The 22,975-nt window shown below is 63.5% G+C and carries 23 protein-coding genes and 1 tRNA gene; 12 read left to right on the top strand and 12 right to left on the bottom strand.

The window, feature by feature from the left end:
* The first annotated feature begins 29 nt into the window (after positions 1–29).
* A complete protein-coding gene (locus N181_RS24080) occupies positions 30–929 on the top strand; it encodes a methyltransferase domain-containing protein (protein ID WP_037462356.1) in 900 nt (299 codons plus the stop codon).
* A 121-nt stretch (positions 930–1,050) separates the two neighbouring features.
* Here N181_RS24080 and N181_RS24075 read toward each other — a convergent pair whose 3' ends face one another.
* The 6 genes from N181_RS24075 to N181_RS24050 form a co-directional block, all read right to left on the bottom strand.
* Entirely contained in the window at positions 1,051–1,224 is a 174-nt protein-coding gene (locus N181_RS24075) for a Flp family type IVb pilin (RefSeq protein ID WP_037394700.1), read from the bottom strand.
* 109 nt (positions 1,225–1,333) lie between these two features.
* Positions 1,334–1,654, bottom strand: a complete 321-nt coding sequence (locus N181_RS24070; protein WP_014329520.1) for a hypothetical protein — start codon at positions 1,652–1,654, stop codon at positions 1,334–1,336.
* Positions 1,655–1,920: 266 nt separating this feature from the next.
* Entirely contained in the window at positions 1,921–2,334 is a 414-nt protein-coding gene (gene mutT / locus N181_RS24065; protein WP_012709175.1) for an 8-oxo-dGTP diphosphatase MutT, read from the bottom strand.
* 3 nt (positions 2,335–2,337) lie between these two features.
* Positions 2,338–3,147 carry a GNAT family N-acetyltransferase gene (locus N181_RS24060; RefSeq protein ID WP_037394699.1) on the bottom strand — a complete coding sequence of 270 codons (810 nt, stop codon included), beginning with the start codon at positions 3,145–3,147 and terminating at the stop codon, positions 2,338–2,340.
* Positions 3,148–3,177: 30 nt separating this feature from the next.
* Positions 3,178–4,419, bottom strand: a complete 1,242-nt coding sequence (gene argJ, locus N181_RS24055) for a bifunctional glutamate N-acetyltransferase/amino-acid acetyltransferase ArgJ (protein WP_014329522.1) — start codon at positions 4,417–4,419, stop codon at positions 3,178–3,180.
* A gap of 148 nt (positions 4,420–4,567) precedes the next feature.
* Positions 4,568–5,422: a peptidylprolyl isomerase gene (locus N181_RS24050; protein ID WP_014329523.1), complete on the bottom strand. Its 855-nt coding sequence runs from the start codon at positions 5,420–5,422 to the stop codon at positions 4,568–4,570.
* A 249-nt stretch (positions 5,423–5,671) separates the two neighbouring features.
* Between N181_RS24050 and secA the strand changes: the two genes are divergently transcribed.
* The 3 genes from secA to N181_RS24035 all read left to right on the top strand — a co-directional run bounded on the left by secA (position 5,672) and on the right by N181_RS24035 (position 11,215).
* Positions 5,672–8,377 carry a preprotein translocase subunit SecA gene (secA, locus tag N181_RS24045; RefSeq protein ID WP_014329524.1) on the top strand — a complete coding sequence of 902 codons (2,706 nt, stop codon included), beginning with the start codon at positions 5,672–5,674 and terminating at the stop codon, positions 8,375–8,377.
* A 172-nt stretch (positions 8,378–8,549) separates the two neighbouring features.
* Positions 8,550–9,944: a lipopolysaccharide biosynthesis protein gene (locus tag N181_RS24040; protein WP_174839377.1), complete on the top strand. Its 1,395-nt coding sequence runs from the start codon at positions 8,550–8,552 to the stop codon at positions 9,942–9,944.
* Positions 9,941–11,215: a GNAT family N-acetyltransferase gene (locus tag N181_RS24035; protein ID WP_014329526.1), complete on the top strand. Its 1,275-nt coding sequence runs from the start codon at positions 9,941–9,943 to the stop codon at positions 11,213–11,215. Before N181_RS24040 ends, N181_RS24035 begins: the two co-directional genes overlap by 4 nt.
* A gap of 96 nt (positions 11,216–11,311) precedes the next feature.
* Here N181_RS24035 and N181_RS24030 read toward each other — a convergent pair whose 3' ends face one another.
* From N181_RS24030 to N181_RS24020, 3 genes are all read right to left on the bottom strand, one after another.
* Entirely contained in the window at positions 11,312–12,952 is a 1,641-nt protein-coding gene (locus tag N181_RS24030; RefSeq protein WP_014329527.1) for an AMP-binding protein, read from the bottom strand.
* 381 nt (positions 12,953–13,333) lie between these two features.
* On the bottom strand, positions 13,334–13,807 hold the full coding sequence (locus N181_RS24025) for a hypothetical protein (RefSeq protein WP_014329528.1): 474 nt from the start codon (positions 13,805–13,807) through the stop codon (positions 13,334–13,336).
* Positions 13,808–14,134: 327 nt separating this feature from the next.
* Positions 14,135–14,220 (bottom strand) — tRNA-Leu (locus N181_RS24020).
* Between the two features lie 210 nt (positions 14,221–14,430).
* Between N181_RS24020 and N181_RS24015 the strand changes: the two genes are divergently transcribed.
* Positions 14,431–14,943: a disulfide bond formation protein B gene (locus N181_RS24015; protein ID WP_014329529.1), complete on the top strand. Its 513-nt coding sequence runs from the start codon at positions 14,431–14,433 to the stop codon at positions 14,941–14,943.
* A 193-nt stretch (positions 14,944–15,136) separates the two neighbouring features.
* On the opposite strand, the gene N181_RS24010 is transcribed toward N181_RS24015, so the two are convergent.
* Positions 15,137–15,694, bottom strand: coding sequence for an HNH endonuclease (locus tag N181_RS24010; protein ID WP_014329530.1), 558 nt, complete (start codon positions 15,692–15,694; stop codon positions 15,137–15,139).
* A gap of 106 nt (positions 15,695–15,800) precedes the next feature.
* Positions 15,801–16,448 (bottom strand): DNA-3-methyladenine glycosylase family protein, encoded by a 648-nt coding sequence (locus tag N181_RS24005; RefSeq protein ID WP_014329531.1) that lies wholly within the window; start codon positions 16,446–16,448, stop codon positions 15,801–15,803.
* A gap of 159 nt (positions 16,449–16,607) precedes the next feature.
* Between N181_RS24005 and gluQRS the strand changes: the two genes are divergently transcribed.
* Entirely contained in the window at positions 16,608–17,495 is an 888-nt protein-coding gene (gene gluQRS / locus N181_RS24000) for a tRNA glutamyl-Q(34) synthetase GluQRS (RefSeq protein ID WP_037394695.1), read from the top strand.
* Between the two features lie 233 nt (positions 17,496–17,728).
* On the opposite strand, the gene N181_RS23995 is transcribed toward gluQRS, so the two are convergent.
* The gene (locus N181_RS23995) at positions 17,729–18,616 is read right to left on the bottom strand and encodes a YihY/virulence factor BrkB family protein (RefSeq protein WP_014329533.1); all 888 of its coding nucleotides are present in this window, start codon (positions 18,614–18,616) and stop codon (positions 17,729–17,731) included.
* A 154-nt stretch (positions 18,617–18,770) separates the two neighbouring features.
* On the opposite strand from N181_RS23995, the gene N181_RS23990 reads away from it, so the two are divergent.
* From N181_RS23990 to N181_RS23965, 6 genes are all read left to right on the top strand, one after another.
* A complete protein-coding gene (locus N181_RS23990; protein WP_014329534.1) occupies positions 18,771–19,604 on the top strand; it encodes an SDR family oxidoreductase in 834 nt (277 codons plus the stop codon).
* Positions 19,605–19,684: 80 nt separating this feature from the next.
* Positions 19,685–19,888 (top strand): twin transmembrane helix small protein, encoded by a 204-nt coding sequence (locus N181_RS23985; protein ID WP_012709193.1) that lies wholly within the window; start codon positions 19,685–19,687, stop codon positions 19,886–19,888.
* A 10-nt stretch (positions 19,889–19,898) separates the two neighbouring features.
* Positions 19,899–20,477, top strand: coding sequence for a cob(I)yrinic acid a,c-diamide adenosyltransferase (locus tag N181_RS23980; protein ID WP_037394693.1), 579 nt, complete (start codon positions 19,899–19,901; stop codon positions 20,475–20,477).
* A gap of 31 nt (positions 20,478–20,508) precedes the next feature.
* Positions 20,509–21,300, top strand: a complete 792-nt coding sequence (locus N181_RS23975; RefSeq protein WP_014329536.1) for a rhomboid family intramembrane serine protease — start codon at positions 20,509–20,511, stop codon at positions 21,298–21,300.
* A gap of 280 nt (positions 21,301–21,580) precedes the next feature.
* Positions 21,581–22,330, top strand: coding sequence for an electron transfer flavoprotein subunit beta/FixA family protein (locus N181_RS23970; protein WP_014331027.1), 750 nt, complete (start codon positions 21,581–21,583; stop codon positions 22,328–22,330).
* A gap of 25 nt (positions 22,331–22,355) precedes the next feature.
* Positions 22,356–22,975, top strand: a 620-nt coding sequence (locus tag N181_RS23965) for an electron transfer flavoprotein subunit alpha/FixB family protein (RefSeq protein ID WP_060563945.1), incomplete at its 3' end; no start/stop codon positions are given.

Raw genomic sequence — 22,975 nt, 5'->3', positions numbered from 1 at the left:
TTTGCATCCGTGATTTCGGAGAGAGTATCGTGGAAATCATCTTTGACCAGAGCCTCGTCGAGGCGCACCGCCGCCGGGCGCTGCAGGGTGGCGGCGCCAATGCGACCTTCCTGCTCGATATCGTCGCCCAGGAGCTGGCCGACCGCGTCGCCGTGGTGGAACGGCATTTCGACAAGGCCATGGAATTGCACGGCTATACAGGCGCCACGGCGGCCCGCCTCGCCGAGACCGGCAAGGTCGGCAGCATCGAGCGGGTGGAAACGGACGAAGGTTTCGGATCGTCCGCTACTCCGGTTACCGTGGCCCCGCTCGAGCGCATCCCGGCCGAAGCGCAGTCTCTCAATCTGCTGGTGTCGCCGCTTTCGCTGCATCTGACCAACGACACGCCCGGCGTCTTCATCCAGGCGCGTCGGGCGCTGAAGCCCGACGGGCTGTTCCTTGCCGCGATCCCGGGCATCGGCACGCTGCAGGAGCTTCGCGAATCGCTGCTGGCGGCCGAGGCGGAACTGACCGGCGGAGCAAGCCCGAGGGTGGTTCCCTTTGCCGACGTGCGCGACATGGGCGGGCTCCTGCAGCGTGCGGGATTTGCCCTGCCGGTCGCCGATACCGAGACCTACACGGTCCGCTACGACTCGCTCTTCGGGCTGCTCAAGGACCTGAAGGCAATGGGAATGGCCAATCCGCTCGCTGCGCGAAGCCGCAAGCCGATGCCGCGACGCTTCTTCCTGAGGGCGGCCGAGATCTATGGGGAACGCTTTTCCGACCCGGACGGCCGGATCCGCGCGACCTTCTCGATCATCTATGTCTCGGGTTGGGCTCCGCACGAAAGTCAGCAAAAGCCGCTGCAGCCGGGATCGGCAAAGCAGAGGCTGTCGGATGCGCTTGGGGTGAACGAGCATGCGTTGAAGGGGCCCGGCAAGCGGTCGTGATCGACGGCATTTTCGCCGCCTGCTGCATGGTTCCTTAAATCGAAATCATGCAGCACTTCAAAGTGCTACAGCGACCCTAGCGCGTCCGATTGGACGCGCGGCGCTGTCGTTCCGGACTCGTTTAGTTCCAGGAACCTTCAATTGCATCGGCAATGAAGTTCAGGACATTCAGCAGTTCGTTCGAGAAGCCCTGGAGGCCGACGAGGAGGGCGACGGAAATCAGGCCTGCGAGCAGACCATACTCCACGGCTGTGGCACCGTCTCGGTTGCGCACGAGAGATCTCAGCTTGTCCATGCATCCTCCGGCCCCGTGACGGTGCCCGGGGCGCTTTCAAAGAACACCCGGCTGGCCACCCTATTGGTCAATGGGAGCGAAAGACGCGGGGTGCGCTTATTCGCTCGAATCAGCACCCGCTCTTGCTGCCATTTGCATCGATGATGCAGACAGCGCCCGGCATTTCCTGAAGCACGCTGCGGCGGACGGTGTAACGCTTCGCCGTGCCGCCGGAAGGAATCGAGCCGGTGGATATATTGTCGTAGTCGATCGGCGTATTTGCGAGCATCCGCTTGTCGCTCTTGGACGAAAGCATCGGCGTCAGGATCAGCGTCAGCGCGATCACTGCCGTTCCGAACAGCAGCGACAGATTGAGCACGCCCGTCCGGCGGGACTGGCTCGCCACCAGATCCTTGTCCTGAACTGTCCTCCAGAAATCCTCGTCAACCATTCCAGCCTCACAAACACCTCAGAGAGCGGGGCGAAGCACCCTTCCCAAGCTTCGACCTCACCACAGCTGCTCGAAACCGGCGCGGCCGGATGGCCGGTGCGCCGAAACTGATAGGCTCGATTGTGGATGAGGGTGATAAACTTTTGATTAATAAATCTTAGAATTTAGGGGAATTGATCGTCTGGACGGTCCGATTCTCCGTCGATCACAGGCAAATTTATTAATGAGAGGTCGGTAGCGGCCGGACCGGCTTGCGCCACGGCTTCTTACAGCAAATCCATCAGAAAGGGGATCAGCGGTTCGTCCGCCGGCGGCATCGGGTAGTCGCGGAGCGCTTTGGGACGGACCCATTTGATCACCTGGCCCTCCCGACCCTCGGCAAATCCCTCGTAGCGTCGGCAGACATAGAGCGGCATCAGCAGGTGGAAATCGTCGTAGCTGTGGCTCGCGAAGGTCAGGGGCGCGAGGCAGGCGACCTTGGTGCGGATTCCAAGTTCCTCTTCGAGTTCGCGGATCAGCGTTTCCTCCGGCGTTTCGCCGGCCTCGACCTTGCCCCCCGGGAATTCCCAGAGACCGGCAAGCGACTTTCCCTCGGGCCTTTGCGCCAGGAGAATACGCCCGTCCGAATCGACCAGCGCGCAGGCTGCAACGAGCACGATCTTCTTTCCCTGCATATCCATGCCCTACACCCTTGGCGTGCGATAAAGGTAACGATAGACCTCGGCGAAACCGGCCTTGCGGTAAAGGGCGATTGCCGCCTCGTTGGCAGCCTCCACCTGCAGCCAGGCCTTTCTCGCGCCGCGCAGGCGCGCCCAGCGCAGCGACGCGTCGAGCAGCGCCCGGCCGACACCCTGGCGTCTGACGGACTCGGCAACCGAAAACTGCATGATGCCGGCGAGGTCGTTGTCGTGAACGACGAGCGACACGGCCGTCGGCCCGATGTCGCGATCCTCGAACAGAAACAGTCCGCATTCGGGTTTGATAGCGGTGATGATTTCGCTCAGCGCCGGCTTTGTCGCCGGGTCCTCCTTGCCGATCTGGATCCGCGCGTCGACGAAGCGACCGAGATCCTTGATCGGCAGATGGTCCATGCCCTCGCCGAGCTCGCCCTGCGCCAGATCGAGCTCGAGCACCAAGCTGTGGCCGAAGCTTGTCCAGCCTTCGCCGTCCATGTAGTCGATGAGGTGCGGCGGCGTGAGCGGCGTTTGCCGGACCGTAAGCGGGCGGCCGTGCTCGGCAAAGCGACGCGCCGCCTTCTCGAGCCGGATGGCAATGTCGCGGTAGTCCGACGGATCGAGGGGATTGATCGAGTTCAGACGCTTGGAGGGATGCCCGGCGGTCAGCCTGATCAGCCAGCTGCCGTCATAAAGGACCGTCGAGGCAGGCCAAGCGCGGAAGCCGACCGCCTCAAGGCGCCGCACGCTGGGAAGATCAACCATGCTTGCTCCAACCGCCCCGCCGTCGACCGGCGGCCGTCTGTCGTTCGATGTCATGTCCGTAACCTCGATGCCGGCGCGGCAGCGTCAGCTTCTGTAGTCGCCGTTGATCTCGACATATTCCTTGGTGAGGTCACAGGTATAGACCGTGGCACGGCCCGAGCCGAGGCCGATATCGACGCGGATCGGAATGTCCTCACCCTTCATCACGGCGGTCGCTGCAGGTTCCGAATAGGCCGGATCGCGCTCGCCCTCGACGGCGACGCGCACGTCGCCGAACCAGATCGCCAGCCTGTCGCGCTCGGCCATCTCGCCGGACTTGCCGACGGCCATGACCACGCGGCCCCAGTTCGCGTCCTCGCCGGCAACGGCCGTCTTGACGAGCGGCGAATTGGCGATCGAAAGCGCGATGCGCTTGGCGGCAGCGTCGTTCTCGGCGCCCTCGACGGTCACTTCCACCATCTTGCGCGCCCCTTCGCCGTCGCGCACCACCTGCAACGCCAGATCGCGCAGCAGATCGTTGAGCGCGGCGCGGAACGATTGAAGCCGCGGATCGGCCGCATCCTCGACCTTTGCCTGGCCGTCCTTTGCCGCGGCGCCGGTCGCAAACAGCATCAGCGTGTCCGAGGTCGACGTATCGCTGTCGACCGTCACGGAATTGAAGGTCGGGCCGACGCCGGCCGAAAGCAGCGCCTGAAGCGCCGCCGGTGCGATGTCGGCATCGGTGACCACGAAGGACAGCATGGTCGCCATATCCGGCGCGATCATCCCGGCACCCTTGGCGATGCCGTTAATCGCCACCGCGACGCCACCGATCTCGGCACTGCGTGTGGCAACCTTCGGATAGGTGTCCGTGGTCATGATCGCATTGGCGGCCGCGAACCAGAAGTCCTCCTTGGCCGATGTCGCAAGTTCCTCGAGCACGCCGGCGAACTTGGTGGCATCCAGCGGCTCGCCGATCACCCCCGTCGACGCCAGGAAGATCTCGCCCTCGCTGCAGCCGACGGCCTTGGCCGCGGACTGGGCGGTGAGCTCGGTCGCTTCCCTTCCCTTCTTGCCGGTGAAGGCATTGGCATTGCCCGAATTGACGACGACGGCACGCGCACGGCCGCCGGGGAGGTTCCTGCGGCAGAAGTCGACCGGGGCGGATGGGCATTTCGAGCGGGTGAAGACACCGGCCACCGCCGCCGGCTGATCGAAGACCATCATCAGCACGTCGGTGCGGTTCTTGTACTTGATCCCGGCGGCGGCGGTCGCCATGCGCACACCGCGGAGCGCCGGCATTTCGGCAAAGGTTTTCGGAGCAAGCGGAGAAACGGTACCGGACATGGCGAACCCTGTTTGAAAGCCTCGGATGGTGCGAGAAATGCCCGAACGGCATTCAGCCGCCGGGCATCCCGATCTTCTTCTCTAGCGAGCGGAGTGGGCGACGAACGCCTTGCTCCGCTCCGGGCGGGCTGCCTGGCAGGCGCCCGAGCTATTGGGCTTCGCGCGCCTTGCCGGCCTCGTCATAGGCCTTCTTCAGCGCCGGATCGGAAATCTCGACGCCGGTCGCCTTTTTCGCGGTATCAAGCAGCGCCAGGTACTTGTCGCGCATGATCAGCTGACGAACCTGGGGCTCGACCTGCTCGAGCGGCGGCGGCGCCTGCGGGCGCTTGTCTTCGACCAGGATCACATGGAAGCCGAACTGGGACTTGACCGGCGTCTTGGTATAGGTGCCCTTCTCGAGCGCGAAAGCGGCCGTCTCGAATTCCGGTACCATCCGGCCCTTGGTGAAGTAGCCGAGATCACCGCCATCGTCCTTGTTCGGGTCGGTGGACTTGGCTTTGGCGAGTTCGACGAAGCTCTTGCCGGCGTCCAGTTCCTTGATGATCGCCTTCGCCTCGTCCTCGGTCTTGACGAGGATGTGACGCGCCTTCACCTCTTCCTGAGCGGGAATGGCGGCGATTTCCTTGTCGTAGCGCGCCTTTACCTCTTCCTTCGTCACCGCATCGACGACGTGCTTCTTGAAGAAGGCGTTGTGAAGTTCGCGCTCGGTGAGAAACGCGACGCGCTGCTTGAATGTCGCGTCGTTCTGCAGGCCTTCCTTCTCGGCATCCTTGACGAGCAGCTTGACGTCGATGACGGCGGACAGGGCAGCGGCGCGCTTCTGTTCCTCGGGCATGCGCTGGAGCTGCGGATCGAGGCTGGTGATCGCGAGATCAAGCTCCGACTGGCGGATTTCCTGATCGCCGACCTTGGCAACGACCGGGTCGGTCCCTTCGGCGCGGGCGACGCCTGCGGCCATCATCGCGACCAGTGCCGCGGCCGCCAGGGTCTTGTATCTAGACATGTTTCTAACCTTTCACCATTGGCCGCCAGCGCGATTGCCTCAGACCCTTCAGGAGGGCTGCACAACACCAGAATGTGGCGGTTCTGTAGCCGTCCGGCCGCGCAAGTGCGTTGACATAATCCGACCCCCCTCTTATCTGTCACGCAACCTCGCGTCCAGAACAGTTTCCGGGCGTTTCACGGCGTCAGACGGTTTTTCGAGCCGGAACCTGAAACCCCCAGGGCGATAAATAAGGAAAGGACCATTCGGATGGTCAGTCTCGGCGGCCTTGCCCGCAAGTTGTTTGGTTCCGCCAACGATCGCCGCGTTCGCGGCTACCAGGGTCGGGTGGATGCGATCAACGCTCTCGAAGCCGAAACGAAAGCGCTGAGCGACGAAGCGCTGGCTGCGAAGACGGAGGAATTCCGCCGGCAGCTTGGCGAAGGCAAGACCCTCGACGACATCCTCGTACCGGCCTTCGCCGTGGTGCGCGAAGCGGCGCGCCGCGTCCTCGGCCTGCGGCCCTTCGACGTCCAGCTCATCGGCGGCATGATCCTGCACGAGCGCGCCATCTCTGAAATGAAGACCGGCGAAGGCAAGACGCTCGTCGCCACGCTGCCCGTCTACCTCAACGCCCTGGCCGGCAAGGGCGTGCATGTCGTCACCGTCAACGACTACCTCGCCCAGCGTGACGCCGGCATGATGGGCCGCATCTACGGCTTCCTCGGTTTAACTACAGGCGTCATCGTCCACGGGCTGACCGACGAGCAGCGCCGCGACGCCTATGCCTGCGACGTCACCTACGCGACCAACAACGAACTCGGCTTCGACTATCTGCGCGACAACATGAAATACGAGCGCGCCCAGATGGTGCAGCGCGGTCACTTCTTCGCCATCGTCGACGAGGTGGACTCGATCCTGGTCGACGAAGCGCGCACGCCGTTGATCATCTCCGGCCCGCTCGACGACCGCTCCGATCTCTACAACACCATCAATGAATTCATCCCGCTGCTGTCGCCGGAAGATTACGAGATCGACGAGAAGCAGCGCTCGGCCAATTTCTCGGAGGACGGCACCGAGAAGCTCGAGAACCTGCTGCGCCAGGCCGGGCTCCTGAAGGGCGAGTCGCTCTACGACATCGAGAATGTCGCGATCGTGCATCACGTCAACAACGCGCTGAAGGCCCACAAGCTCTTCACGCGCGACAAGGACTATATCGTGCGCAACGACGAGATCGTCATCATCGACGAGTTCACCGGCCGCATGATGCCGGGGCGCCGTTATTCCGAGGGCCAGCACCAGGCGCTGGAAGCCAAGGAGAAGGTGCAGATCCAGCCCGAGAACCAGACGCTCGCCTCGGTCACCTTCCAGAACTATTTCCGAATGTACGACAAACTCGCGGGCATGACCGGCACCGCGGCGACGGAAGCCGAGGAATTCGGCAATATCTACGGCCTCGAAGTGGTCGAAGTGCCGACCAACCTGCCGATCCAGCGCGCCGACGAGGACGACGAGGTCTATCGCACCGCGGGCGAGAAGTACAAGGCGATCATCGACGAGATCAAGGCGGCCCACGAGCGCGGCCAGCCGATGCTCGTCGGCACCACGTCGATCGAGAAATCGGAGCTGCTTGCCGAGATGCTGAAGAAGAGCGGCTTCTCGAAATTCCAGGTTCTCAACGCCCGTTACCACGAGCAGGAAGCCTTTATCGTCGCCCAGGCCGGTGTGCCGGGCGCCGTCACGATCGCCACCAACATGGCCGGCCGGGGCACCGACATCCAGCTCGGCGGCAACCCGGACATGCGCATCCAGCAGGAGCTGGACGAGGTCGAGCCCGGCCCGGAGCGCGACGCCCGCGAAAAGGCGATCCGCGAAGAAGTGCAGAAGCTCAAGGAAAAGGCGCTCGCCGCCGGCGGTCTCTATGTTCTGGCGACCGAACGGCACGAAAGCCGCCGCATCGACAACCAGCTGCGCGGCCGGTCCGGCCGCCAGGGCGATCCGGGCCGCTCGAAATTCTTCCTGTCGATCCAGGACGATCTGATGCGCATCTTCGGCTCCGACCGCATGGACGGCATGCTGCAGAAGCTCGGCCTCAAGGAGGGCGAGGCGATCGTCCACCCGTGGATCAACAAGGCGCTCGAACGGGCCCAGAAGAAGGTCGAGGCACGCAACTTCGACATCCGCAAGAACCTGTTGAAGTATGACGACGTGCTCAATGACCAGCGCAAGGTCATCTTCGAGCAGCGTCTCGAACTGATGGACGCGGAGAGCGTCACCGAGACGGTCACCGACATGCGCAACGAGGTGATCGAGGACATCGTCAGCAAGCGGATTCCCGAGCGCGCCTATGCCGAGCAGTGGGACGTCGCGGGGCTCAAGGCCGATGTCCAGCAGTATCTCAACCTCGATCTCCCGATCACCGACTGGGCGGCCGAGGAAGGGATCGCCGAGGATGACATTCTGGAGCGCGTCACGACCGCCGCCGACAAGGCTGCCGCCGACCGCGCCGAGCGCTTCGGACCGGAGATCATGCAATATGTCGAGCGCTCGGTCGTCCTGCAGACGCTTGATCACCTCTGGCGCGAGCACATCGTCAACCTCGACCATCTCCGCTCCGTCATCGGCTTCCGCGGCTACGCCCAGCGCGATCCGCTGCAGGAATACAAGTCCGAAGCCTTCGAGCTCTTCCAGGCCCTGCTCGTCAATCTGCGGCAGGCGGTATCGGCACAGTTGATGCGCGTCGAGCTGGTGCGCGAGACGCCGCAGGAGCCGCAGCCGCTGCCGCCGATGCAAGGCCATCACATCGACCCGCTGACCGGTGAGGACGATTTCGCTGAGGCGCCGCTTCTCGCCATCGCACCGGCCGATCGCAATCCGGCCGAGCCCTCCAGCTGGGGCAAAGTGGCACGCAACGAGCCCTGCCCCTGCGGTTCAGGCAAGAAGTACAAGCATTGCCACGGAATCTACGAAGCTTGACGAAATGCCGCCTCCGGGCGGCATTTTCACATCCGGCGAACTGTGACGCCGCGCAGCGCCTCAGCGGCTTGCGGAACCGTTTGTTAACGCTGTTCTGGCAGAAGTGATGCCCTGTATTGCGTAATCTCAGGGTGTCTTCGTGTTGATGGCGGTATGTCAAACGGCCGGACGAATGCTGCCGTCGGCGCTGAGGCACCGCCTGTCCCCTTCGTTGCGGGGGCTTCTCACCGCCCTCACCGGCTCCGATGCCCGCAGCCGCGCCCAGCGCATGGCCTTGATCGTCTTCGCGATCCGCATCCTCAGCGCGGCAATAGCCTTCGTTTCGCAGATCTTTCTCGCGCGTCTGATGGGCGAGTTCGAATACGGCATCTTCATCTTCGTCTGGGTGATGGCGGTCCTGTTCGGCAATCTCTCCTGCCTCGGACTGCACGCCGCCGTCATTCGCTTTCTGCCGGAATACAGCACCACTTCGGCGCTCGCGCAAATCCGCGGCCTGACGACGACGGCGCGCATCTTCGCGCTGCTTTCCGCGAGCGCCTTTGCCGCGATCGGCACAGCCGGCCTCTGGCTCTTCGGGTGGGCGATCGAAGGCTACTACCTTGTTCCCCTCTATCTCGGCCTCGTCACCCTGCCGATGATCGCCCTCGGTGACGTGATGGACGGCACGGCCCGTGCCCATAGCTGGCCGGTCGCCGCAATGAGCCCGACCTTTATCGTGCGTCCCTTGCTGATCCTCGCCTTCATGATACTGGCGACGGTCGCCGGCCTGCCGCACGACGCGACGACGGCGCTGACCGCAGCGCTTGCTGCGACCTATGTGACCACGCTCGGCCAGTTTGCCGCGATGGTCTGGCGGCTCGACCGGCACTACGATCGAGGCCCGATGAAGATCGATCTCGGGCGCTGGCTGCGCGTCGCCATTCCCGTATTCCTCGTCGACGGTTTCGGCTTCCTGCTGACCAATTCCGACGTCGTGATCGTCGGTCTCTATCTGAAGCCCGACGAGGTGGCGATCTACTTTGCCGCGGCGAAGACCATGGCGCTCGTCCATTTCGTCATGTTCGCGGTCAAGGCGGCCGCCGGCCCGCGCTTTTCGGCGGCCATGGCCGCGCAAGACCGGCACCAGTTGGCGGAGATCGCCATCGAAAGCGCGCGCTGGTCTTTCTGGCCGTCGCTGGCGATCGGCTGCACCGTCGTGCTGGGAGGCCCGGCGCTGCTGTCGCTGTTCGGCCCGGCCTTCCCTGCCGGCGCCCCCTTGATGGCGATCCTGCTCACCGGGATCCTCGCCAAGGCTTTCGTCGGCCCCGCCGAGACCCTGCTGACGATGGCCGGGCGGCAAAAGCTCTGCGTCATCCTTTATGCGGCCGCGCTCGGCGCCAATGTCGCGCTGAACGTCACGCTCATTCCGCTCTTCGGCCTGACCGGAGCAGCCGGCGCGACCGCGGGCGCGATGTTCGCGGAGGCGGCAATCCTGCACGTCGCGGTGAGACACACCTTTGGTTTCACCCTCCTGGCACTTGCCGGCGCAAGGAGCGGTCATGACAAGAACGAGGCGATCAAGCCATGAGCGGCAATATCCAGTTTCCGGGAGATTCGAACGGAAGGGCGAACCGCCTGCTCGGCGGATTGGCGCAACCGGGCTTCGACCCGGCTGAAGCCGAACGGACCTTGACGGTCGGACGGCCCGGGCGGCATCTCGCCATCTATTCGGCCCGTTCCGGCTACGAGCTGCAGCGGGAGCTCGATTTTCTGTCCAACCGGGCGATCGAGCCGAACGTCTTCTTCACCGGCCGTTTCCTGGCACCGGCCATGCCGCGGCTGGAAGACCGGGTCATCCGCCTCGCCGTCATCCGCGACAACAACGAGCGCAGCAGCCGGCTGCGCTTCCTGATGCCCTTCTCGATCGAAAAACCGGGCTTCTCGATCGGCGCACCGATCATTCGCGGCTGGTCCAATCCCTTCGGTCCCTTGGGCGTGCCGCTTCTCGATGCGGAAGACGCCGCCGAAACGATCAGCAACCTCTACGCGGCGCTCGCCGCCCCCTCCTCCGGCCTGCCGCAGGTGCTGGTGCTCCCGGATGTGCGCCTCAAGGGCAAGTTCGCGCAGCTCGCCCGTGCCGTCGCGATCGGCGAGAACCTGCCGCTGACGGTCACCGACACCTTCGAGCGGCCGATGCTCGAAAGCCTGCTCGACGGGCCGACCTATCTGCGCCAGGCGATCAGCCGCGGCCATTTCAAGGAATTGAGACGCCAGTGGAACAATCTCGAAAAATGCGGTGAGCTCGCCTACAGCGTCGCGCGCCAACCCGAGGAAATCCGCTGGCGCCTGGAGGAGTTCCTGGCGCTCGAGGCGTCCGGCTGGAAGGGCCGCGAGCGCAGCGCCATGATCATGGACCGGTTCCGCGCTGCCTTTGCGCGGGAAGCGATCACCAATCTCGCCGAGGCCGACGGCGTGCGCGTCCACACGCTCGATCTCGACGGCAAGGCGATCGCCGCGATGGTCGTCCTGATGATGGCCGGCGAGGCCTATACGTGGAAGACCGCCTATAACGAGGACTATGCGAAGTATTCGCCGGGCAAGCTGCTGCTGGCGGAGCTCACCGAATGGCATCTCGACGATGCCAATATCGCCCGCTCCGATTCCTGCGCCGTGCCGGACCATCCGATGATCGCCCGCTTCTGGCAGGAGCGCGACGAGATGGGCACGCTGGTGATCGGCCTGCAGCAGAACCGCGACCGCGACGTGCGCCAGGTCGCCGCCCAGCTCCACCTCTACCGCAACACCCGCAACATGGCGCGGCTGCTGCGCGAGAAGATACGGGCGCTGGCGGGGCGCTAGGCCGGCTGGGCTCTCGGAACGAAAGCGGACGCGGCCAGTCTACCCCCTTTGGCCTGCCGGCCAGAGCGAGTAGTTGTCCGCTTTCAGCACGGTCCTTTAAGTGCCTGCAGCGACCTCCGCCGCCGCCCTTTCCCGCAGCAAGCGCCGGATCACCTTGCCCGAGGTGGTCAGCGGCAGGCTGTCGACGAACTCGATCTCGCGCGGATATTCGTGCATGGAGAGCCTGTTCTTCACCCAGCTGCGGATCGCGGCCGCGGTCTCGTCGCTCGCAACTGCCCCGGGCTTCAGCACCACATAGGCCTTGATGATCTCGGTGCGGATCGGATCCGGCTTGCCGATGGCGGCGGCCATCTGGACGTCCGGATGCCCCGCCAGGCAATCCTCGATCTCGCCGGGACCGATCCTGTAGCCCGACGAGGTGATGACATCATCGTCCCGGCCGAAGAAGGTGAAATAGCCCTCGGCATCCATGACGCCCTGGTCACCGGTGGTCATCCAGTCGCCGATGAACTTCGCCTCGGTCGCCTTGTCGTTTCGCCAGTAGCCGAGAAACATCACCGGATCGGGGCGCCTGACGGCGACCTGCCCGGTCGTGCCCGGCGGCAGCACCCGCCCCTCGCCGTCGATGATCGCCACCGCGTGGCCGGGTGCGGCCTTGCCCATCGAGCCGGGCTTCAGCACGCCGAGATCGGCCGCCGAGGAAATCACGATGTTGCATTCCGTCTGGCCGTAGAATTCGCTGACCGCGATGCCGAGCGCCTCTTTCGCCCATTCGAAGGTTTCGCGCCCGAGCGCTTCCCCCGCCGAGCCGATCGTCCTCAGATTGAGCCTGTAGCGGGCGTGCGGTCGATCGACGGATTTCAGCAGCCTGAGTGCGGTCGGCGGAATGAAGGCGTTGCGCACGTCCATCTCTTCCATGATGCGGAAGGCCATGTGCGGATCGAACTTCTGCGCCGGCGAGGAGACCACCGGCACGCCGAAGAACAGCGAGGGCAGCAACGCGTTGAGCAAGCCGCCTGCCCAGGCCCAGTCGGCCGGCGTCCACATCCGGTCGCCCGGTTCGGGCAGGAAATGATGGTGGAACTGGAAGCCCGGCAGATGGCCAAGCAGCACGCGATGGCCATGCAAGGCGCCCTTCGGCGGCCCGGTCGTCCCCGACGTGTAGATCATCAGCGCCGGATCGTCCGGCCCGGTGTCGGCAGCGACGAAGCGGCCCTCGCCCGCCGCCAGACGGTCGAACTGCACCGTCCCGGGGAGTTCCTCCTCTTCCGCCAGCACAACCAGCCGGAGGTCCGGCAGCTCGCCCCGGATCGCCGCAAGCCGCTCGTAGCCGAAGCGATTGGTGACGATCGCAGTTGCTTCTGCGTCCTGCAGCCGATAGGCGAGCGCCTCTACGCCGAAGAGCAGCGCCAGCGGCAGGGCGATCGCCCCGAGCTTGTAGATCGCCGCATGGGCGATCGCCACTTCGAAACCCTGCGGTAGCAGGATGGCGACGCGATCGCCCGGCTTGATGCCATGCGCGGCAAGCCCTCCGGCAAAGCCGGAGGAGCGGGCCGCGAAGGCACCATATGTCAGCGAGCGATGCGCGCCGCCGGGACTGAAATGCTCAAGGCAGACACGCTCCGGATCGCGCGACGCCCAATCGTCGCTGACGGCGACGCCGATATTGAACCGCTCCGGAATCCGCCAGCGGAATTCACGATAGAGTTCCTCGTAGCTCTCGATTCTCGGTAACATGGCCCTGCCGCGACAAAATTGCTGCAGCAGCTAACATCTCCGCACCCTGAAATTCAATGGGGGCGCGCGGTCAGTCCTGCGGTCATCCGTGCGAGCGGTGGTCGTGCCCCATCCCGATGTGCAATCCGACTAGATCAACGGCTTGGCCCGCCTCCGGACACCAGTCCTTCACGCGAGATCATTACGCTCTTTCGAAACGTGTCCGATCCGCTTTGATTTCCGGTTTGATTAAAATTCAATCAGGCCGACACTGAAGGTGTATGCTCCCTCCTGCCGTTGACCACGGATGTACTGGCAGCGCGGGAGGCGATCACGGACGTCGGAGTAGCCCAGCCTTTTTTGCTGCCCTGTAAGCCGATCGGGCGGCGGCCCGTCGGAAGTTTAACGCTTCGGCAGCCTCCGCAGGTGCCGTTTGTAGGTCGCCGGGAACCGCTTTAGTTTTCCTGTAGCGGGTCTGTACGCCTGTTCGACCAGGTGGGAAAATTCCGGATATTCCGTTTTCAATCGCCTTAGGTGACGACCCTGATTGGAGAGGGGCACGAGTTCGACGATCGATCGGTACTTGATGAGGAAAGGCAGAAGATCGCCTCCATCCACCGATATTTGCCCAACGGCGGACGCCATCGTCGGCGAGGATTCATTGCGGGGAATACCGAGTTCGGCCCAGGTCTTGACGATGGGCATCCACACCGCGAAGCTTGCAGGGATTTCTTCACTGGGGTAGCCGGCAGCCTGCTTAACTTCCCCATGCCTCAGAAGCCATTTTAGGGGTGTGCCGGGTTGCAGGGTGACGGAAAGACGCCAACCTGAGATAAGGCCCGGATTTTGTTTCGCGAGGTCCTTCATGCTCGACATTGGCCACCCCCGCGTAAAAAATGCTTCGCGATAGGGGTACCTGTCTAGTTACACATTTGGGTAGGTAGGCCGTCAAAACACAACCCTAAATGTAGGGCAGGGGCGCCTCATCAACCGCACCCAAGGCTGTGGCCGAAAACCAGGTACACGAAGGCGGCAAATCAAAAAAGCCCGCCAAGAGCGCTGTGGGGGCTGATGAACAAGGACCCCGAAGACCAGCAATGCCGATCAGAACCGGAACAAAAGCGTCCAGTTTTTCAGGAGGGTAAAAGTCTTCTAGAGATTTGAAGGCGAAAAACTCGACAAAAACAATGCCGAATTTGCCAGTGGTGCCCCATGCCGGGGTCGAACCAGCACTCCTTTTGGGAACTCGATTTTGAGTCGAGCGCGTCTACCAATTCCGCCAATGGGGCAAGGCTGGGCGATGTCAGCGGCTTGCGATTTACACGATCGTTTTCGCGCCGGTCAATCGAGAAATTGCGAATTTCGCAACGGCAATCACAAAAGCGTGCGGCCCGTCGCATCTGACGGCGATTTACAGCGGAAGCGATCCTACATATGAAGACGGCATCGATTGAACGGGCCGCGCCGGCGTCGTCCACGCCGCCCGCTATGAGGTATTGATGATCGAGGTTTCCGTCGCGCAACGCCAGCAACTCATGTTTGCCGGACTTGTCACGCTCGGCATGGCGGCGACTGTCGGCGGCGCGCTCGGTTTCGAGCATATCGGCGGCTACATCCCCTGTGCCCTCTGCCTGCTGCAGCGCGATCCCTATTATTACGGCATTCCGCTCGGCCTGCTCGCGATCCTCACCAGCGTGCTGAAGTTGCCAGCCTGGACGACCCGCACGCTGCTAGGGCTCGTCGGCATCCTGATGCTGGTCGGAGCGGGGATCGGCGTCTATCACGCCGGTGCCGAATGGCATTTCTGGGAAGGTCCGTCGACCTGCGCCACGACCGCTGAGGGCATTTCCTCCAATGTCGGCGACCTGCTCGGCGACCTGGACGCGAAGCATGCCCCGTCCTGCACGGACGCGGCGCTCCGCATCCTCGGCCTGTCCTTCGCCGGATGGAACGTCATCGCCAGCCTGATCCTCGCGGCGATCGCGCTGCGCGGTGCCGCTAGAGCGGGATGAGGAAAAGTGTGCGCGGTTTTCCGCCCGCATCCCGCTCTAACCTTTTAGAACCGATCACGATGATTTTGGGTCGATCAGACCCAAAATCATCGTGATCTAGGGCGTAGGTTCGCAGCCACTCACGCCAACGCACCTTGCCAGGCCAGCGTAAGTCGGGGAGACTCCCATTCTCGTAAAACAGGACACTGCCGCCTTACGGCTGCAGTTCGACATCCCAGTAGAGATAGTCCATCCAGCTGTCGTGCAGATGGTTCGGCGGGAAGAGCCGTCCATTGTTGTGCAGATCCTGCACGGTCGGCTGATAGGGCCGCTGGTGCGGGAACATATGGGCCTGTTTCGGCAGCTTGCTGCCCTTGCGCAGGTTGCAGGGCGAGCACGCCGCCACGACGTTTTCCCAGGTCGTCTGGCCGCCATGGGCGCGCGGGATGACGTGGTCGAAGGTCAGATCGTCGGGGGATCCGCAATACTGGCATTCAAACTTGTCGCGCAGGAAGACGTTGAACCGGGTGAAGGCCGGAAAGCGCGACGGCTGGACATAACTCTTCAGGCAGACGACGCTCGGCAGGCGCATCGAGAAGCTTGGCGAGGAGACGGAATGTTCGTATTCGGCAAGGATTGTGACACGGTCGAGAAAGACCGCCTTGATCGCGTCCTGCCAGGACCAGAGCGACAAGGGATAGTAACTCAGCGGCCGATAGTCGGCGTTCAGCACAAGCGCCGGCAGGGCCTGAGGTGAGACTGCAATCGTCAAGCGTATTCTCCTGAGCGATTCGGCATCTGCATCTTCTATATTAGGCGCGTTGCGACAGGATTGTGAAGCCAGAAAGAAAAACCAAACAAAGGATTCGCTTTTTTCTTCAAGGCGTCACGGGAAGCGCATCACGCCGCATCTCATGTGCATAATAGGCCCAGAAGAGCCGCGCCGCGACGCTCCGCCACGGCGACCACGAGGCAGCGAGCGAATCGACCTCGATTGCGCTCGGACGCAGTTCGAAACCGAACGCATGACCGACCGCATTCTGCAGCGCCACGTCGCCGGCCGGGAAGACATCCGGATGGCCGGCGCAGAACAGCAGATAGACTTCCGCCGTCCAACGCCCGACGCCCTTGATGGCCGTCAACTCGTGGATCGCCGCCGGCGCCTCGATGTTGCAGATGCCGTCGAGATCGATCTCGCCGGCCACGGCCGCCGCCGCCACGCGCCGCAACGTGTCGGCCTTGGCGCGGGAAAGACCGAACTGCCGGCAGTCGTCGTCCTCAAGGGAAAGCACGGCGGCAGCGCTGATCTCGCCGAGCGATCCCTCCATGCGCTTCCAGATCGCCGCCGCACTCGCCTTGGAGACCATTTGCGAAACGATGATATTGGCAAGGCCGCGATAACCCGGATCGGTGCGCCTGAGCGGCACCGGCCCGGCCCTGTCGATGACGTGTTCGAGGCGCGCGTCGAGCATCACCAGACCGGCGAGGCCGGCGTCAATGTCGTCGCTTGTCCGAATGATCCGCATGCACCCTCCCGCTGCATGTTTCCTTAAGGCGTAGCCGATTCAAGGACAAAGACATGCAGCCATTAAAAAATGCTACAGCGTCCTTGGCGCGTCTGAAGTGACGCTGGGCGCTGCAGAAAGCGGATGACCTTTATACCGCTTCCATGGCAAAGGAACACGATGCCCGTTCCGCCGCCAGTCCAACCCGTTTTCCGCTTTGCCCCCAGCCCGAACGGCCTCTTGCATCTCGGCCATGCCCTGTCGGCTATCGTCAACCACGATATGGCGGCCGCAATGGGCGGACGATTGCTGCTCCGGATCGAGGATCTCGACCGGACGCGCTGCCGTCCGGAGTTCGAGGCAGCGATCTTCGAGGACCTCGCCTGGCTGGGACTGACCTGGGAACAGCCGGTGCGGCGCCAATCCGATCATCTCGATCTCTATGCGGCAGCGCTCGAGCGGTTGAGAGCTATGGGCCTCGTCTACCCTTCCGTCATGAGCCGCGGCGAGATCAAAGCTGCCGTGGCCGCTGCAGAGGCAAGCGGGGAGCCATGGCCGCGCGACCCGGACGGATCGCCGCTCTATCCAGGCCGCGAGCGTGAACTGTCGGCGCGAGAGCAGGAGGCGCTCATCGCCGGCGGCCGTCCGCACGCCTGGCGGCTCGACGTCGCGAAGGCGGTGGGCCGCCTTGCCGAGCCGCTGACATGGCAGGAGACCGGAGCCGGCCCGGCCGGCAGAACCGGCCCCATCGCGGCGGAGCCGGCCGTTTGGGGGGATGTGGTCCTGTCGCGCTCCGACGCGCCCTCGAGCTATCATCTTTCGGTGGTCGTCGATGACGCCCTGCAGGGTATCACCCATGTGGTGCGCGGCCGCGACCTCTACGACGCGACCTCGATCCACCGGCTGCTTCAGCGGCTCCTCGATCTGCCCGAGCCGCTCTACCATCATCACCGTCTCCTGCTCGGCCCGGACGGCAGGAAACTGTCGAAGAGCAACGGGGATACCGGCATAGCCGCCTTCCGCGCCGCCGGTCGCTCGGCGGCAGAACTACGCGCGATGGTTCTTTAAAGCACGTCACATTCAATCGGGTTCTTCAGCATGCGGGCAGTAGCCTGCTGCCTCGTCGGTTGGGATGGCAAGGCTTCTCTTCCGCTCCTCATTCCTGTGCTTGTCACAGGAATCCAGCCAGCCCAAGTCTTTGGGCTGAAGGGAGTCTTCCGCGCCGCCGACGCGGCGCCGCTGGATCCCTGTGACAAGCACAGGGACGAGGGAAGAAAAGCATAACCCGACATGACGTTTCTCTATGGCGCAGGCGGTCCCTCGCCTCGCCCCTGGAAGCTGCGCGCGACCATGCGCTTGACCCGGAACTTCAGGATGGCGGCATTGATCTCGGCACCGATGATGAAGATCGCCCCGACCATGTAGAGGAAGACCAGCACCACGACGATCGAGGCAAGACCGGCATAGGTTGCCACGTAGTTCGAGAAGGTCGCCAGATAGGATGCGAAGGCATAGGCGCCGATCGACCACAGGAGCAATGTCAGCAGGATGCCGGGCAGCACGTCGACGATCTTGCGATGCCCGTCGGGGAGCCAAAGATGCGACACCAGGAGCCCGCCGGTCAGCATCACGAGCGCCAGCGCCAGGCCCCAATTGTCGACGGTTGCAAGCACGATGTCGAGCCAGGGCAGCCATTCGTCGGCGTTGCGGACGGCGAGCGGCACCGCAACCAGCAGAATGCTGACTACGGCGAGGATGAGGGTGCCGGCAAGCACGAAGCCAAGGCTGGCGAGCCGGGTTATGTACCATGGGCGGCTTTCGGCCACCCTATAGGCTCTGTTCAGTGCGATTCTCAGCGCTTCGACGCCGTTCGATGCGAAATAGGCGGCCGCGACGACGGAAATCGTCAGCACCCCGCCGCGCTGGATGGTCAGCACCTCGACGATCTCGTCGGCGACGGGCTTGGCGATCGATTCGGGCCAGGCATCGAAGATCAGGTGGACCGCTGTCACGGCGAACTGGTCGGCCCCGAGGAAGCTGCCGAGCGCGGTGCCGAAGATCAGGAAGGGGAAAACCGCCATCAGGGATGAGAGGGCCACGTGGCTCGCCATCGCCCAACCGTCGTCCTCGCTGAAATGCCAGAGCGCATCGAACACGACCTTCCAGATGATGCGAAGCGATGCCGGCATTCCGTCTCCTGTGGTGCCGCGCATTCCGCGTGACGGGCTGCGCGCGATGCCTGTGGCGGCGCGCCGGCACGATCAAAGGCAGTGCGCGCAATTCAATTGTATCCCAACCGTGAATATGGGAAACGGGACACGTATTTCTACAGGAATCGACCGGATGTCTGAACGCCCCACCATCATTGTCACCGGCTGCTCATCCGGAATCGGCGCCTATTGCGCGCGCGCGCTCAAGGGCGACGGCTGGCGGGTCTTCGCGACCGTCCGCCGGCCGGAAGACCAGGCGGACCTCGAACAGGAAGGTATCGAAACCTTCATCATGGACTATACCCGCCCGGAGACGATCGCCGCGCTGGTGGAAGCCGTGATGGCGCTGAGCGGCGGCCGGATCGACGCCCTCTTCAACAACGGCGCCTATGGCCAGGCCGGGGCCGTCGAGGACCTGCCGACCGAGGCGCTGCGGCTGCAGCTGGAGACCAATGTGATCGGCTGGCACGACCTCACGCGCCGCGTCATTCCGGCGATGCGGGCCCGTGGCCGAGGCCGCATCGTGCAATGCTCTTCGATTCTCGGCCTCGTACCCTATCGCTGGCGCGGCGCCTACAACGCCTCGAAATCGGCTCTCGAGGCCCTGTCGCTGACCTTGCGGATGGAGCTTGCCGGCAGCGGCATCGACGTCAGCCTGATCGAGCCGGGGCCGATCCGGTCGAAGTTCGCCGCCAACGCCGTCGCCTATGTCGAGCGCTTCATCGACCTCAAGAATTCCGTGCACCGGGCGGAGTACGAGAAACAGTTGAAGCGCCTGCGCGGCGAGAGCAAGCCGGCCCGCGGCAAGCTCGGACCGGAGGCCGTTTATCACGTTTTGAAACACGCTTTGACGTCGCGCCGGCCAAGGCCGCATTATGTCGTGACCAGGCCTGCCAAACAGGGTGTGCTGCTCAAGAAACTCCTGCCGGCGGCGCTGTTCTATCGTATCATTGGCCGACTCGGCTGATCGAACCCGGTGCATGTCGCCCGAAAGTGTGCAGCGGTTTCGGGACAACGACACGCACATCAAATGCAAGGAGTGACGACATGCCCAGTTTCCTGACCGCCGTGACGCTGTTCGTCATGGGCCTGGTTGCGATCGTGCTCATCCGCGGCCTGTTGAACATGGCCCGAAAGGGCAGCGGCAATACGTCCAACAAGCTGATGCAGACGCGCATAGCGCTGCAAGCGCTGGCTCTCGTGCTGATCATGCTGACGCTGTGGGTCACCGGCGGCGGCCGGCCGAGCTAGCGAAGCCACAATGGTCAAGCTCAACAAGATCTATACCCGGACCGGCGACAATGGCACGACCGGTCTCGTCACCGGACCGCGCCGCTCCAAGAGTGATCTGCGCGTCGATGCCTATGGAAGCGTCGACGAAGCGAACGCCTTCGTCGGCCTGGCGCGCCAGCATACCGGCGACAGCCCGAATCTCGATCCGATGCTGATGCGGATTCAGAACGACCTCTTCGATCTCGGCGCCGACCTCGCGACACCCGAGACCGGTCAGAAGCAGGAATACGAGCCGTTGAGGATCATCGCGGCCCAAGTGGAACGCCTCGAGGCCGAGATCGACCGGTTGAACGCGGATCTTCAGCCCTTGCGTTCCTTTGTACTGCCCGCCGGCAGCGCCGCTTCCGCAGCGCTGCACGCTGCCCGCACCGTCGCCCGCCGCGCCGAACGGCAGATCGTGGCACTTGCCGAAACCGAAGGCGAGATCGTCAGCCGCGAGGCGGTCGCCTATATCAACCGGCTCTCCGACTTCCTGTTCGTTGCTGCCCGATGGGCGAACGACAGGGGACGTGCGGACGTTCTTTGGGTTCCGGGCAAGAACAGATAGAGTCGCGAAAAAATCACGCTTCGGGGATCGCATGTTCATACCGCTGCATGACAGGAATGCCCTGAAGCATATCGACATGCAATATGTGACGGTCACGCTGATCGTCATCAATTTCGCCGTTTGGCTCGTCACCGGTCCGGTCGCCACCGAGGCATTCGCCAATGCCGCCGTCCTCGGTTTCGGCTACATCCCGGCGGTTGTGTTCGATTACGCCATTCTCGATCCCTCCCTTGCGGTCGTCCCGGACGAGTTCACCTTCGTCACCTATTCCTTCCTGCATGGCGACTTCACGCATCTGGCAATGAACATGCTGTTTCTCTGGGTCTTCGGTGACAATGTCGAGGACGCGCTCGGGCATTTCCGCTTTCTGCTGTTCTATCTGCTGTGCGCCGCCGCCGGGGCGCTGGCGCATGGGCTCATCGACGTCGCCTCGGAAGCGCCGCTGATCGGCGCCTCCGGGGCAGTCTCCGGCGTCGTCGCCGCCTATTTCCTGCTGCACCCCAAGGTCCGGGTCTGGGTGCTCGTGCTTTTCCGCATTCCCTTGCCGCTGCCGGCCGCCATTCCGCTCGCCTTCTGGATTGGCCAGCAGTTCTACATGTTCGCTGTCGACCCGGGCGGCAGCGTCTCCTGGAGCGCCCATGTCGGCGGCATCGTCGCCGGCCTCGTGCTCGTCGTCGTATTGCGACGTCGTGGCGTGCCGCTTTTCGACCGCACGATCGTCAGTCCACGCGCCGTCGAACACCAGACCAAATCGCCCGAGGGCCAGGATGCGCCCCGGCCGGGTAGCCAAAAGCCCCCCACCCCCTGGGGCCGCCCGACTTGAAGTGCTTCCGCATGTTTCCTTAAAATCGTCGCCGATTCAACGGATTACCCGCTCCGGGTGTACGGCAGGACGTTTTGCCTCACCGATCCCATTGCCCGCTTGCAAGACGCTTTTCTTATGTGTACGTAAGCGTCAATAAAGAACGTGGGTTAATATCGATTTAGCGCTGCGGTTGACGATTGTAATTGGAGAAAAAACGCGTATCGATGTCGCCAACCGACAATCAGGTCGCTCTGTTAAGGCGCATTTTCCTGCGAAAGCTCCTGGAGGGAAAGTATCCATGAAAATCCTAGTAACGGTGAAGCGGGTCGTCGACTACAACGTCAAGATCCGCGTGAAGGCGGACGGTTCGGGCGTCGAACTTGCCAACGTCAAGATGTCGATGAACCCGTTCGACGAGATCTCCGTCGAGGAGGCGCTGAGGCTCAAGGAAGCCGGCAAGGCCAGTGAAGTCGTCGTCGTGTCGATCGGCCCGGCCAAGGCCGAGGAGACGCTGAGGACGGCGCTTGCCATGGGTGCCGACCGGGCGATCCTCGTCGAGACCGACGACCAGGTCGAGCCGCTCACCGTGGCCAAGATCGTCAAGGGCGTGGCCGAGGCCGAACAGCCGGGGCTGATCATCGTCGGCAAGCAGGCGATCGACGACGACAGCAACCAGACCGGCCAGATGCTGTCGGCGCTCTTGGGCTGGGCCCAGGGCACCTTCGCCTCGAAGGTCGAGCTCGGCGACGGCAAGGTCAATGTCACCCGCGAGGTCGACGGCGGCCTGCAGACGGTCGAACTGAAGCTGCCGGCGGTGGTCACCACCGACCTCAGGCTGAACGAGCCGCGCTATGCGTCGCTACCGAACATCATGAAGGCCAAGAAGAAGCCGCTCGACAAGAAGACCCCGGCCGATTTCGGCGTCGACACGGCGCCGCGGCTGAAGGTGTTGAAGACCGAGGAGCCGTCCGGCCGCAAGGCCGGCATCAAGGTCAAGTCGGTCGCCGAGCTCGTCGAGAAGCTCAAGACCGAAGCCGGCGTGCTTTAAGTTTTAGGAAAGGGAGACATTCATCATGGCCATTCTGCTGCTGGCTGACCACGACACCACCCACCTTTCCGACCAGACGGCGAAGGCGCTGACTGCGGCCCAGAAAATCGGCGGCGACGTGCATGTGCTGGTCGCCGGCTCGGGCGCCAAAGGCGTTGCCGAGCAGGCCGCCAAGCTTGCCGGTGTCGCCAAGGTGCTGGTCGCCGACGACCAAAGCCTTGCCAACAATCTCGCCGAGCCGCTCGCCGCGCTAATCGTCTCGCTCGCCGGCTCCTACGATACGCTTGTCGCCGCCGCCACCTCGGTCGGCAAGAACGTCATGCCGCGGGTCGCGGCGCTCCTCGACGTCGCCCAGGTCTCGGAGATCATCGAAGTCGTATCTTCGGATACCTTCAAGCGGCCGATCTATGCCGGCAATGCCATCCAGACGGTGCAGACCAGCGAAGCGAAGAAGGTCATCACCGTGCGCACCGCCTCGTTTGCCGCCGCGGCTGAAGGTGGCTCCGCGCCGGTCGAGACCATCTCGGCCGCCGCCAATCCGGGGCTGTCCAGCCATGTCTCCGATGCGCTGTCGTCTTCGGACCGGCCGGAGCTGACCTCGGCGAAGATCATCATCTCCGGCGGCCGGGCGCTCGGCTCGTCGGA

This window comes from Sinorhizobium fredii USDA 205, from assembly GCF_001461695.1.
Lineage (GTDB): Bacteria > Pseudomonadota > Alphaproteobacteria > Rhizobiales > Rhizobiaceae > Sinorhizobium > Sinorhizobium fredii.
Note: the sequence above shows the minus strand (reverse complement) of the source record. Positions and strands in the feature narration are given on the sequence as shown.